This is a genomic window from Enterovibrio calviensis DSM 14347 (genome assembly GCF_000621165.1).
GTDB lineage: Bacteria > Pseudomonadota > Gammaproteobacteria > Enterobacterales > Vibrionaceae > Enterovibrio > Enterovibrio calviensis.
Genome location: NZ_JHZA01000008.1, coordinates 1 through 12,080, shown reverse-complemented (window position 1 = coordinate 12,080; position 12,080 = coordinate 1). Strand labels below are relative to the sequence as shown.

Genomic DNA, 12,080 nt, shown 5'->3' with positions numbered 1-12,080 from the left:
AAGTTATGACCCAGCCTTCTCACTCACTTCCTGTTTCTCCGCTCGCTGATAGCATTGACCAAGTTGTTCGTATTGTAGGACGAACATTCGCTTGGAGTTATTTGTTATTGGTTGCGGTGATTATCGCGCAGGTAGTGCTTCGTAAGGTCTTCAGCAATGGCCAAATCGCGTTAGAGGAACTGCAGTGGCATCTTTACGCCATTGGCGTGTTATTCGGTTTGTCTTACGCCGAAATCACAGGTACGCACGTCCGTGTTGACATCTTCTATCATCGTTTCTCTGCCAGAACCAAAGCATGGGTTGAGATTGTCACGGTCATGTTTTTCGTTTGGCCGTTTACCTATGTCTTGTTTATTCACTCACTCGATTTTGTGTATGAAGCGTGGCGTGTTAGTGAGCGCTCGAATGCACCGTCAGGCTTACCGTGGCGATGGCTAATTAAATCGGCCATTCCATTCAGCGTGGCGTTGTTGGCATTTGCTAGCTTGTCTCGATTACTTCGCGCCGTCGCTTTGTTGCGTCAGGGAGGCTCGCATGGAAGCGAATGAGATTCTTATCATGGCAATGTTTGGCAGCTTTATTTTGCTGCTGTTTGTCGGAATTCCCGTGGCATGGGTGCTAGGTGGTGTAGGCGTTGGATTCGCCATTATTGGCTATTACAGCGATATCTACCTCGATACATGGACAGGACTCGATTTCACCACGCTAGGGCTGGTGGTCAACCGTCTCTATAAGATCATGGATAACTGGATCTTGGTGGCGTTGCCCATGTTTATTTTCATGGGGAATATGCTGGACAGATCAGGCGTTGCTGATCGACTGATGCAAGCGATGCAGGCTTTATTCGGGCGTGTTCGTGGCGGTTTGGCGATCACTGTGATGGCGATTGGCATTATCCTCGCCGCATCCACGGGCATCATCGGCGCTTCAGTCGTGTTGTTGGCGACTATGTCGTTGCCCGCCATGATGAAGCAGGGCTACAACTTGCCGCTGGCATTGGGCACGGTGGCGTCGGCGGGTACGTTAGGTATCTTGCTACCACCTTCGATTATGCTGGTGATCATGGCCGATCAACTCGGTTTGTCTGTGGGTGATCTGTTCATGGGCGCAATGTTCCCCGGTTTGATGCTGGGTACTATCTACATTGTTTACTTGCTCATCATTGGTGTGTTGAAACCAGAGGCGGCTCCGTTACCAGAGAATGCGAAGCGTGCAGATTGGAATGTTGTCAAAGACGTAGCGAAGGCCATTGTGCCAACGTTCGCACTGATCTTTGCGGTATTGGGTTCTATCTTCATGGGCATTGCGACACCAACGGAAGCATCCGGTGTCGGGGCGTTTGGCGCCATGTTGCTTGCTATCTACTACAAGCGTTTTTCGCTGGCTGTATTGAAAGATGTGCTGCTCGATAGTTACAAAACCACGGCCTACATTTTTGCCATCTTCATAGGTGCAACGTGTTTTGCGCTGGTGCTGCGTGAGTTGGGCGGTGACGAGTTTATCGAACAAGCATTTGAAGCGCTGCCATTTGGTCCTTATGGCATTGTGGCATTCATACTGCTGGTAATTTTCCTTCTCGGTTTCTTCTTAGACTGGATTGAAATAACGCTGATTGTATTGCCACTGTTGGCGCCTGTGGTTCTTGGTCTTGATCTGGATATCGGAACGTATCCGGGATTGGATAACGCAGAGTTGGTGTGGTTCGTGATGTTAGTGGCGATGGCGCTGCAAACGAGCTTTTTGACGCCACCCGTCGGGTTTGCTTTGTTTTATCTCAAAGGGGTATGTCCACCGGGCGTGAAACTGATGGATATCTATAAAGGCGTTGTGCCATTTATCATCCTTCAATTGATTGCTCTGGTTACGTTAGTGTTTTGGCCGAACTTGATCCTTTGGCTGCCGTCGATTGCGTATGGTTGATGTCGCTAAATACCGCTAAACGTGTGCGTTTCTGAAAGGGATAGATATAAAGAGGCCGACATGATGTCGGCCTCTTTTTTATGGGTTGGACTGCGCCAGTTGCTCGTTCTGAGTGTTGAACATTGACGCTGAGTTAGTCTTTGTTCTTCTTTCTAAGCGCTTCAAGTTGCATGAAGGCTTCGTGGAGTACCGTTCCTTTCTTGAATGTGCCCTTGGCGCTCAGTTCTCCTGCGGGAAGACCCGTAAACAGTGCAATGGCTTCGCTGACATGGTCAATAGCGTAGATGTGGAATTTGCCTTTCTCAACGGCATGAATGACGTCTTTGCGCAGCATCAGGTTATGCACGTTTGAGCGAGGGATGATCACACCTTGCTTGGATTTAGGCCCCTTAATGGTACATACATCGAAGAAGCCTTCGATTTTCTCATTAACACCACCGATAGGTTGCGATTGGCCAAATTGGTTCATCGACCCCGTGATAGCCATATCTTGTCGCAATGGCACGCCAGAAATGGCGGAAATCACGGCGCAGAATTCAGCCATCGACGCACTGTCACCATCAACACCACCATACGATTGTTCGAACGTGATGTGGGTAGTGAGAGGGATCTTGGCTGTTTTCCCAAGTAAAGATGCAAGGTAAGCCGTGAGGATCATGACGCCTTTCGAGTGAATGTTACCGCCAAGCTTCACGCTGCGCTCAATATCCAACACTTCGCCATCACCAAACGAGGTGGTAGCCGTAATGCGGTTAGGCGCACCAAAACTAAAGTCATTGGTTGTTAGCACGGAAAGCGCATTTATCTGACCCACCTTGGTGCCTTGGGTGTCGATAAGCGTTGTGCCTGTGGTAAAGCCTTCCATCACATAATCACGCAGACGGCTCACACGCAGATCGCGGCTAGCGAGGGCTTTTTCGACGTGTGATGCGCGGACCAAGTTCGACTTGCCACTGCGAGCTTGGTAGTTCGACTCACGCAGTAAATTGGCAATGTCTGATGAATGCAGAGACAGCTTGTCCTGATCCCCAGATTGGCGTGAACTGTGCTCGATGATTCGACCGATCGCCCCTTGATCACAATGCAATAGGCTGTTGTCGTGACAGATGCTCGAAATGAACTTGGCGTATTTGAGTTCGCTGTCGTCATTCCGTGGCATGTCGTCTTCAAAGTCCGCAGTAACACGAAACAGCTCGCTGAACTCCGGATCGTAGTGTTGAAGCAAGGTATACGTTTTGTAATCACCAAACAGAATGATTTTCACATTCAGTGGGATTGGCTGAGGCTCTAACGAAATCGTGCCACTGAGTGTTACTTCGCGCTCCAGTGAGCTTAAGCTAACTTTACGGGAGCTAAGGGCACGTTTTAGGCCATCCCAAACATAAGGGCGTTCAAGGACTTTGACCGCATCAATCAGCAATACGCCGCCGTTAGCACGATGAATACTACCTGGGCGAATCAAGGAGAAGTCAGTAAATACCGTCCCTTTGTAAGTTGCGTTTTCCACGTAACCAAAAATGTTGTGGTAGGTCGGGCTGTCTTCCACGATAACGGGCGGCACATCTTCGTCTTGCGCAACCAGCACGTTAACTTGGTAACGACGTGGTAGCTTTTTGTCGAGCGCAGCATAAGCAAGAGCGGCTTGTTCTTCACTTTCTTGTAGGAAGATGTCCAAGTTCTCGATGATGTCGCTTTGCATCGCTTTTAGGTATTTCTTAACTTGCGGCAAATCTTGATAGGTATCGACAATTTTCTTGAACAGATGGGAAACGACTTCTGTTGCCACTTCTTCATCGAGCTTCAATTGTTTTTCGGCGTACTGTTCTTCCCAGTCTGTCAGTTTGCGCACTAGCCCACGAAGCTGCACTTCCAAATCTTTAATCACTTGGTCGAATAGCGCTTGCTCTTCTTCAGGCAATTCGTCGAAGGTTTCTTCGGTATGCGCTTCTTCGCCATTTAAGGCAATAAATTGGTAGTCACCTGAGCCAGTGATAGAAAGGCTGACGTGCTGTGCCTTTGCGGCGTCACTGAGTTCTTGCAGCGCGCCTTCTTGCTGCTCGGTTAAACCGTTTTTCAGGACATCGGCGCGTGAATAGTACATTTCATTGTCAAAAGCCATCGGCAGGGAATTACTGAGTCTTCCCATCAGTTTTTCGATGTCTTTTTTGAGTTTTAGACCGCGGCCCGCAGGCAATTGAAGCACGGTTGGCATGCGCGAATCGTCAAAATTCACGACATAGCACCAATCGTAAATTGGGTGGCTGTAGTCCCAGTGGCGACTGAGATAGCGCATGACCATGGTGCGCTTTCCAAGCCCATTCTGGCCAACGGCGTAGATGTTGTAGCCTTTCTCTTGAATCGACATCGCGAACTCAACGGCTTGACGAGCACGATCTTGACCGACGATTTCGTCTAAAGGCTCAAGGTGCTTAGTAGAAGAAACGTTGAGTCGATTGAGTTCTGAAGTGCGATAGAGCTTGTCACTTGTTAATGGCGAGTGTGTCATAGCGCTCTCCTTACACTGATTTCCTTGTATAGACTCAGTGTAGCGCTCTTAACTTACTGATTTTGAGATAAAGCCGTGAGGAGTTGTTGGCAATGTGGGCTGGCGCACTATATTCACCTAGCAATGGTGAACAAGTGCGCAAAAAGTGTTCGTTGAGCAGTTAAATATCAGTGAGCAGTCCAACCACCATCAATCGCAATCGCTTGTGCGGTGATGTTTTTTGCACTTGAGGAGCTAAGAAAAAGCGCAGTATCGGCCAATTCACTCAGTGCAATGAAAGCCTTCTTCGGCATAGGTTTTAGCATGATGGTATTGATGACTTCTTCTTCGCTGATTTGATGGCTTTGTGCCTGCGAAATGATTTGGTTCTCTACCAGCGGTGTTTTGACGTAAGAAGGGCAGAGCGTATTGATAGTGACGTCATGCTCTGCGCTTTCGAGTGCGATGGTTTTAGAAAAACCCAATAAGCCATGCTTTGCCGCAACATAGGCCGATTTATAAGGGGAGGCGACTAGGCTATGTATCGACCCAACATTGATGATGCGACCGAAGTTTTGTTGGTACATCTGAGGCAGGAATGCCTTGGTCAGCATGGCTGGGCCTGTCAGCAATATGTCGATGATGAGTCGCCATTTATCTTCTGGGAAGGCTTCTAGTGCGGAGACAAATTGAATGCCGGCATTGTTAATCAGTATGTCGACTGGCGCGTCTACGCGATCCGGAGTACTGGCGATTTGCGCAGAATCTGTCACGTCGAGCGTGATACCTTTTACCGTCACATCATACGCTGAGGCCAGTTGTTCAACGGCTGCGTTTAGCGCGTCTGAGTTGATGTCGGACAATGTGACGCGATAGCCCGCTTTTGCAAAACCTTGCGCCATACCCAAACCAATGCCACTTGCACCACCCGTGATCAATACATGTTTTGCCGTCATCCCTGCTCTCCATTACATGTCATGTTTGGATATAAGCTAAGCAGCTTTGCAGAGAGCGTCAATCCGCAGTATTACGCAGTGACGGAACTATTTTTAGGATTTGCTGGGTTTAAGCTTGCTAACCAAAGTCACGAGACCAACAACAATAATGCCTGCGATCAAACCAAGAATGCCATTGAGCAGGGTAGGGAGCACGGCAGAAATAATGGTTCCAACAGAAGGAATCAAGGCCGTTTCTTGTGCGGCATCACCAATCCATTCAGATAAGACATGCACACCATGTGTCAGAATGCCGCCTCCGACCAAAAACATGGCGAGCGTACCAACGATGGAAAGGCCTTTCATCAATATGGGGGCGAAGGCCAGTAAACCACGGCCAATGGCTTGAGTGATCGCCATGCGTTTTTGGCTGAGATACAACCCCGCATCGTCGATTTTAACAATGATTGCCACCAGTCCGTAAACGCCCACTGTCATGGCGAAAGCGATACCAAACAGGGTGATCACTTGCGTAAGAAAGCTGCTTTCTGACACGACGCCCAAGGTGATGACGATGATTTCTGCGGACAAAATGAAGTCGGTGCGAATCGCGCCTTTGATTTTTTGCGATTCAAACTCTGCGGCGTTGAGTGTAGCGGTATTAAAATCTACCTCATCGCTTTGAGGGGAGGTTGTTGCATTGTGTGAGTCTTTTTTGTGGAAGAAGGTATGGAGGATCTTCTCTGCGCCTTCAAAGCAGAGAAACAGGCCTCCTAACATAAGTAGTGGAGTGATAAGCCAAGGGGCGACTGCGCTAATCGCGAGTGCAGCAGGGACTAATATCAGCTTATTGAGAAAGGAGCCTTTCGCAACGGCCCATACCACGGGGAGTTCGCGATCGGCTTTGACACCGGAAACTTGCTCGGCGTTTAACGCCAAATCATCCCCTAGTACGCCGGCTGTTTTTTTCGCCGCGACTTTACTCATCAGGGAGACATCGTCGAGTATCGTCGCGATGTCATCGAGTAGGGTAAGCAAGCTAGCTCCAGCCATGGTGTCTCCTTATCAGATATAGAAAGAGGCGGAAATCCGCCTCTGTTCAGTTACCGTAAAGCCATCGTTATAGGCGACTACAATTGTTTTTCAATCGCAGCGAGTAACGCGTCAATATCGGCTTTGGTAACGTCTTTGTGGGTAACAAAACGCATGGCCTTGTATCCCGGTGATACTAGAATGCCTTGTTCTTTCAGTGCACTGGCAATGGCATGAATATCAATGTGGGCAGCAACGTCAGCGTAGACAACATTGGTTTGCACAGGATAAATAAAGGTATTGAAACCCTGAATCGCCCCCAAACTTTCGGACAAGTAGCGAGCGTTGTCATGATCATCTTTGAGACGTTCTACGTTTTCGGTCAGCGCTATCATGCCTGCTGCGGCAAGAATACCTGCTTGGCGCATACCGCCACCGACCATTTTACGAAGACGACGAGCGCGTTGAATGTACTCTGCATCACCCAGTAACAACGAGCCAATCGGCGCGCCTAACCCCTTAGATAAACAAATGGTCATTGAATCGAAATGCTGACTGATCTCTTTGATGTCGACATTTAAAGCAACTGAAGCGTTATAAACGCGTGCGCCATCCAAATGAAGTTTAAGTTGGTGCTTATTAGCAAACTCACGCGCTTGAGCCAAATAGCTCATCGGAAGGACTTTACCGCCGATGGTGTTTTCAAGGCTGAGTAGTTTGGTACGAGCAAAGTGAACATCGTCAGGTTTGACAGCGGCAGCCAACTTTTCAAAGCAAAGTGTGCCATCTTTATTGTTCTCGATAGGTTGCGGCTGGACCGAACCTAGCACCGCAGCACCGCCTGCCTCATATTTGTAATTGTGCGCTTGTTGTCCGCACAGATACTCGTCCCCACGATCGCAGTGTGCGAGAATACCCAGCAGGTTAGCTTGAGTGCCTGATGAGGTGAAAACGGCTGCTTCAAAACCATGTCGCTCTGCTGACCATCGCTCAAGTTCGTTGACGGTTGGGTCATCCCCATAAACGTCGTCGCCTACCGGCGCATTCGCCATGGCTTCACGCATTTTTGTATCGGGTTGAGTTACTGTATCTGAGCGAAAATCAATCATTCTAAGCTATCCTGACTACAACGGTGATCGAGGGGTAAGATTACTCTCGATTCCGTGAAAAGTAATTATAAAACATCATGAATTTCGCCAACGTCCATATGTTGAGTCATTCAATATTTTATGCCTAAAGACGCATACAAGATCAACAGAGGAACGACGATGGAAATGTCATGGGTTTTTATTTCACTCGCCTGCTTGGTGACGGGCTTTTCTAAGTTTTCCATCGGCGGCCTTGGACTGATTATCCTCCCTTTAATGATGCTCGCGTTTCCTGGCCCGGAGGCTTTAGGAGTTATCGTCCCGCTCTATCTACTGACGGATTTAGTGGCGGTTATGACATACCGTAAAAACGTTAACTGGGGTGTGCTGGCGAAACTTGTTCCGTTCGGCGCGATAGGTGTATTAGTCGGCACTTTGGTGCTCGGTAGCATTGATCCGAGCACGTTTATGACCATGTTAGGCGTGCTGATCTTTGGGTTACTCGGATTATCTCTTTGGCTTGATTACCATCCATTACCCGTCTTCTCACATCGCTATTCAGCGGGCTTTGCTGGTGCATTGTGTGGGTTTGTTGGTGTGCTCGCCAATGCAGCGGGGCCTTTGATGGGGTTGTTCCTTCTTGAACAAAAAATGGAAAAGCACGCCTATGTAGCGACTCGTGTCTGGGCGTTTCTTACCTTAAATATCCTAAAACTGGTGGGCTTGGTGAGTTTGAGCCTTGTGAACATAGAAACGCTGCAAGCCAGCGCGGTTGGGTTGCCCGCATTGTTCTTGGGTATGTTTATCGGCTATAAGGTGTTTGCAAAAATTTCTGCGGATCAACTGAAAATCATTGTTCGTGGCGCCATTTCTCTTAGCGCTGCCCATTTGCTTTTCTTCAAATCGAGCTAGGCGTTGAAAGTTGGCAGTTGGCAGTTGGCAGTTGGCAATTGGCGGTGGATATTGAATCGAACGTAGAGAGTGTACCGAACTGCACTTGGGTCATGTTCCACAAACAAAAACCGCAGCCTGAACTGCGGTTTTTTAGTGTAATGGCGTAATTGAAAAGGGCGGCTAGCTTTTCAGTAGCTGCCAGTAGCGGTTGTAGATGCTAACTGCGCCGCCAACATCGTTGGTGAACTCACCTTTTTCAACATCAATGTCTGAAGGGAAAATGACGTTGTTCTCAGTATATTCAGCCGACAGCTTTTCTTTGGCACGTTTGCTTGGTGCTGGGTAGCCAAGTTCTTCAACCATTGCGGCCTGATTTTCAGGTCGGTAAAGGAAGTCGATGAACTGATGGGCAAGCTCTACTTTTGCTGCACCTTTCGGGATAATAAAGTTGTCCATCCAAAGGATTGAACCTTCCTCAGGATAGATGAATTCGATGTTATCCATTTCAGCTTGTGCCAAATAGGCATTGCCATTCCATTGCTGACCAATACCCACTTCGCCCGTTACAAACGGTACGTGAGGAGCATCTGAGTTATAGACAACAACACTAGGACGCAGAGTTTTCAGCAGTTCATAGGCTTCTTTGATTTCAGCTTCGTTCGTGGTGTTGATGCTGTAACCCTTGGTTTTTAGCGCCATGCCAAACACATCACGCACATCGTCTAGCAGCATGAGTTGGCCAGCAAACTCGGGCTTCCACAAATCTGCCCACTTGGTGACTTTGCTACCGTCGACGATATCGCCGTTATAGCTAATACCCGTTACACCCCAGATATAGGGAAGAGAGTAATCATTTTTCTTGTCGAAGGGCTGTGCCATCAAGCCCGGAATAATGTCTTTAACATGCGGGATCTTCGATTTATCGATTTTCGCCAGCATGCCTTCGTTGCTCATACGTTGGATAAAATACGTAGACGCGAATGCGAGGTCGTAACCTTTACCGTCAAGCAACTTTAGCTTGGTATACATAGATTCATTGTTTTCAAACGTCGAGTAGTTAACCGTCACGCCATATTCTTTTTCGAATGCGCTAATGACGTTCATGGGCATATATTCGGCCCAGTTGTAGATGTTAAGTACTTCGTTGTTTGCTGAAACGCCGAAAGACAAAGTTGCGGAAAGTGCGATGCTCGCCGCGGTCACCCCTTTAAGATGTTGGTTCATTACGTTAGTCCTTTGATGGCTATACCAAGCCAGAAATTGAACGCGCATCATCAAAACAATTGTTTGAATAGTCAACCAAATTTAGCGTCAATGAGTAACAATTTGCATGATAAGACGTCAGTGAATTCCACTTGCCAGATGGGGGTGTTGGTGCGAATATTCGCCATCTTTTTACGCATAGGCAGGATTTAGTCGCAAAATGGCGAAAGAAAACGGGTATATCGATAGTTACTACCAAGCAACAGCAAACGTGCTTCCAGAGCAACCAACGTTAACCAATGATATTCAAGCGGATGTTTGTATTATTGGTGCGGGTTTGACGGGGACAAACGCTGCTATCGAGCTTCGTAAGCAGGGCATGAGTGTTGTGGTTCTTGAGAGCCAACGCATTGCTTTCGGCGGTTCTGGTCGTAATGGCGGACAGGCGCTGGTGGGGTATTGCTTGGGGTTACGTGAAGTCGACGAAACCTATGGCCCTGAATGGGGCAAGCAGTTGTGGGACTTGTCTGTTGAATCTATCGATATCATTCGCGAGCGTATTAAGGAATTCGACATTGGTTGTGACTTCCAAGAAGGCTATATCGAACTGGCTTTGAACAAAGGCCAAGAAGAAGAACTGAAGTCATGGCACGAACTTAAGCAAGGTCGCTATAACTATCCTGTCGCGCAATGGTGGGACACGGATAAAATCGAAGAAGTGGCGAACACACGTCGTTACCTAGGCGGCTTGTTCGACCCAAATAGCGGCCACGTTCACACGTTAAACTACACACTGGGCCTGGCTCAGGCGGCAATTTCGGTGGGTGCGGAAATCTATGAAAATAGTCCGGTCATCAAAATTGAAAAAGGCTCGGGTGTTAACACGGTAAAAACGGCGACTGGCAGTGTTAAAGCAAAGCAGGTGTTGCTAGCGTGTAATGCTTATCTTGATGGCTTGAACCGCAGAGCGCAGTCCAAGGTATTGCCTGTTGCTTCTTATATAGCGGTGACTGAGCAGTTGGGCGATCGACAGCCGATCAGTAATATGATGGCGATGTCTGATTTGAACAACTGTTTAGACTACCTGCGTCCAACAGCAGATGGCCGTATTTTGTTTGGTGGCGTGAACCATCCATTCAATGGCGAATACTCTGACAGCCAAGAGCGTTTGCGCCAGCGCATGCTCAAAGTGTTCCCACAATTGGGCGATGTGAAAATGGAATACCACTGGGGTGGGCTGTTCGCTGTAACGCGAAGCTACATGCCAGAAATCGCACACCTTGGTAACGATATCTATACCGCCCATGGTTATACGGGGCACGGCGTTGGTTTAACTAACATCGCGGGTCGTGTGGTTGCTGAGGCAATGGCAGGGCAGGCGGGTCGATTCGACGTGTTCTCTCGCGTTAAACAAAGCTGGATTCCGACTCCTGAAGTGCTGCGTAAACCGGCTCTCGCGATGGCGATTTGGAAAGCTAAACTAGAAGACGCTCTCGCAAAATAATCTGACGTGCCTCCACGGTTGTTCCTTCATGCTCAATGTGTTTAAAGTGAGTAGATAAGAGGACATGAGAGTGAAGGCATGAATCAAGGTGATTTGTTTGAACAAACGGGTTGGATAGATTTGCCAGACGGTAAATTGTATTGGCAACCCGATTTCATCAGCGCCAATGAAGCGGCGCTGATGTTTGAATCTCTCCTTAGTACACTTCCATGGCAGCAATTGCCTATAAAGATGTTTGGCCGTGAAGTCCTTCAACCTCGCCTACAAGCTTGGTTTGGCGAACATGGCTATACTTACTCCGGCTTAATGCTACCTCCCGCAAAATTTCCTCCACTTCTCGATAATCTAAAGAACAGATGCTCTCGCGTGGCTGGTGATGAGTTCAATACGGTATTGGCGAATCTCTATCGCGATGGGCAAGACTACATGGGGTGGCATCAGGATAATGAAAGAGAGCTAGGGCCTTCCCCTAACATCGCATCACTGACGCTGGGAGAGAGCCGTCGGTTTGTGTTGAAGCATATTCACACTGGAGAAAAGCGTGAATTTGAATTGGGATCGGGTTCTTTACTCATAATGGCAGGCAAAACTCAGACTTTTTGGCAACACGCACTCCCGAAAACCGCCAAAACGAGGGAAGCGAGAATCAACCTTACCTTCCGTAAGATCATTTATTAGCGTGATTACAGGCTAAAAAAGGCTCGTAATGGTCGAATTATGTCGTCTTTGCCGTGATTTTGAGCGAACGAACTTTTTTTTATGAAATAGTGTTGACTAGATCACGTGAATCCGTAGAATGCCCACCCATACCGCAGCGGGAAACAACTTCCAGAGGCGGGTGGACAAAGGCGCGTTGGCAGAGTGGCTATGCAGCGGATTGCAAATCCGTGTACCTCGGTTCGACTCCGGGACGCGCCTCCATATTGCGACACTAGCTCAGCTGGTAGAGCGCAACCTTGCCAAGGTTGAGGTCATCGGTTCGAACCCGATGTGTCGCTCCAAGTTCTTGTTAACGACTT

The 12,080-nt window shown here is 48.3% G+C and carries 10 protein-coding genes and 2 tRNA genes; 7 read left to right on the top strand and 5 right to left on the bottom strand.

Going from position 1 to position 12,080, the window contains the following annotated elements:
- Window positions 1–5 precede the first annotated feature (5 nt).
- Together Q365_RS0107030 and Q365_RS0107025 are read left to right on the top strand one after the other, a co-directional pair.
- The gene (locus Q365_RS0107030) at window positions 6–548 is read left to right on the top strand and encodes a TRAP transporter small permease subunit (protein WP_028022680.1); all 543 of its coding nucleotides are present in this window, start codon (window positions 6–8) and stop codon (window positions 546–548) included.
- Window positions 535–1,920 (top strand): TRAP transporter large permease, encoded by a 1,386-nt coding sequence (locus Q365_RS0107025; RefSeq protein WP_028022679.1) that lies wholly within the window; start codon window positions 535–537, stop codon window positions 1,918–1,920. The genes Q365_RS0107030 and Q365_RS0107025 overlap by 14 nt, the downstream gene beginning before the upstream one ends.
- Window positions 1,921–2,053: 133 nt before the next feature.
- On the opposite strand, the gene Q365_RS0107020 is transcribed toward Q365_RS0107025, so the two are convergent.
- The 4 genes from Q365_RS0107020 to ltaE all read right to left on the bottom strand — a co-directional run bounded on the left by Q365_RS0107020 (window position 2,054) and on the right by ltaE (window position 7,481).
- On the bottom strand, window positions 2,054–4,426 hold the full coding sequence (locus Q365_RS0107020; RefSeq protein WP_028022678.1) for a Lon protease family protein: 2,373 nt from the start codon (window positions 4,424–4,426) through the stop codon (window positions 2,054–2,056).
- A gap of 167 nt (window positions 4,427–4,593) precedes the next feature.
- Entirely contained in the window at window positions 4,594–5,361 is a 768-nt protein-coding gene (locus Q365_RS0107015; protein ID WP_028022677.1) for a 3-hydroxybutyrate dehydrogenase, read from the bottom strand.
- Between the two features lie 93 nt (window positions 5,362–5,454).
- Window positions 5,455–6,393, bottom strand: coding sequence for a DUF808 domain-containing protein (locus Q365_RS0107010; protein ID WP_028022676.1), 939 nt, complete (start codon window positions 6,391–6,393; stop codon window positions 5,455–5,457).
- Between the two features lie 77 nt (window positions 6,394–6,470).
- Complete coding sequence (gene ltaE, locus Q365_RS0107005) at window positions 6,471–7,481, bottom strand: low-specificity L-threonine aldolase (protein ID WP_028022675.1); 1,011 nt, start codon at window positions 7,479–7,481, stop codon at window positions 6,471–6,473.
- Between the two features lie 159 nt (window positions 7,482–7,640).
- On the opposite strand from ltaE, the gene Q365_RS0107000 reads away from it, so the two are divergent.
- Window positions 7,641–8,372 carry a sulfite exporter TauE/SafE family protein gene (locus Q365_RS0107000; RefSeq protein WP_028022674.1) on the top strand — a complete coding sequence of 244 codons (732 nt, stop codon included), beginning with the start codon at window positions 7,641–7,643 and terminating at the stop codon, window positions 8,370–8,372.
- 162 nt (window positions 8,373–8,534) lie between these two features.
- Here Q365_RS0107000 and Q365_RS0106995 read toward each other — a convergent pair whose 3' ends face one another.
- Window positions 8,535–9,578 carry an ABC transporter substrate-binding protein gene (locus Q365_RS0106995; RefSeq protein WP_028022673.1) on the bottom strand — a complete coding sequence of 348 codons (1,044 nt, stop codon included), beginning with the start codon at window positions 9,576–9,578 and terminating at the stop codon, window positions 8,535–8,537.
- Between the two features lie 199 nt (window positions 9,579–9,777).
- On the opposite strand from Q365_RS0106995, the gene Q365_RS0106990 reads away from it, so the two are divergent.
- The 4 genes from Q365_RS0106990 to Q365_RS0106975 all read left to right on the top strand — a co-directional run bounded on the left by Q365_RS0106990 (window position 9,778) and on the right by Q365_RS0106975 (window position 12,062).
- A complete protein-coding gene (locus Q365_RS0106990) occupies window positions 9,778–11,061 on the top strand; it encodes an NAD(P)/FAD-dependent oxidoreductase (protein ID WP_028022672.1) in 1,284 nt (427 codons plus the stop codon).
- Between the two features lie 78 nt (window positions 11,062–11,139).
- Window positions 11,140–11,739 (top strand): alpha-ketoglutarate-dependent dioxygenase AlkB family protein, encoded by a 600-nt coding sequence (locus Q365_RS0106985; protein ID WP_028022671.1) that lies wholly within the window; start codon window positions 11,140–11,142, stop codon window positions 11,737–11,739.
- A 169-nt stretch (window positions 11,740–11,908) separates the two neighbouring features.
- Window positions 11,909–11,982: transfer RNA gene (locus tag Q365_RS0106980), tRNA-Cys, on the top strand.
- A 4-nt stretch (window positions 11,983–11,986) separates the two neighbouring features.
- Window positions 11,987–12,062, top strand: a tRNA-Gly gene (locus Q365_RS0106975).
- Window positions 12,063–12,080 lie beyond the last annotated feature (18 nt).

Excerpts from the sequence above, each read along its gene's own strand:
- Q365_RS0107030 (WP_028022680.1), top strand. The coding sequence starts at position 6 with ATGACCCAGCCTTCTCACTCACTTCCTGTTTCTCCGCTCGCTGATAGC.
- Q365_RS0107025 (WP_028022679.1), top strand. The coding sequence starts at position 535 with ATGGAAGCGAATGAGATTCTTATCATGGCAATGTTTGGCAGCTTTATT.
- Q365_RS0107020 (WP_028022678.1), bottom strand. The coding sequence starts at position 4,426 with ATGACACACTCGCCATTAACAAGTGACAAGCTCTATCGCACTTCAGAA.
- Q365_RS0107015 (WP_028022677.1), bottom strand. The coding sequence starts at position 5,361 with ATGACGGCAAAACATGTATTGATCACGGGTGGTGCAAGTGGCATTGGT.
- Q365_RS0107010 (WP_028022676.1), bottom strand. The coding sequence starts at position 6,393 with ATGGCTGGAGCTAGCTTGCTTACCCTACTCGATGACATCGCGACGATA.
- ltaE (WP_028022675.1), bottom strand. The coding sequence starts at position 7,481 with ATGATTGATTTTCGCTCAGATACAGTAACTCAACCCGATACAAAAATG.
- Q365_RS0107000 (WP_028022674.1), top strand. The coding sequence starts at position 7,641 with ATGGAAATGTCATGGGTTTTTATTTCACTCGCCTGCTTGGTGACGGGC.
- Q365_RS0106995 (WP_028022673.1), bottom strand. The coding sequence starts at position 9,578 with ATGAACCAACATCTTAAAGGGGTGACCGCGGCGAGCATCGCACTTTCC.
- Q365_RS0106990 (WP_028022672.1), top strand. The coding sequence starts at position 9,778 with ATGGCGAAAGAAAACGGGTATATCGATAGTTACTACCAAGCAACAGCA.
- Q365_RS0106985 (WP_028022671.1), top strand. The coding sequence starts at position 11,140 with ATGAATCAAGGTGATTTGTTTGAACAAACGGGTTGGATAGATTTGCCA.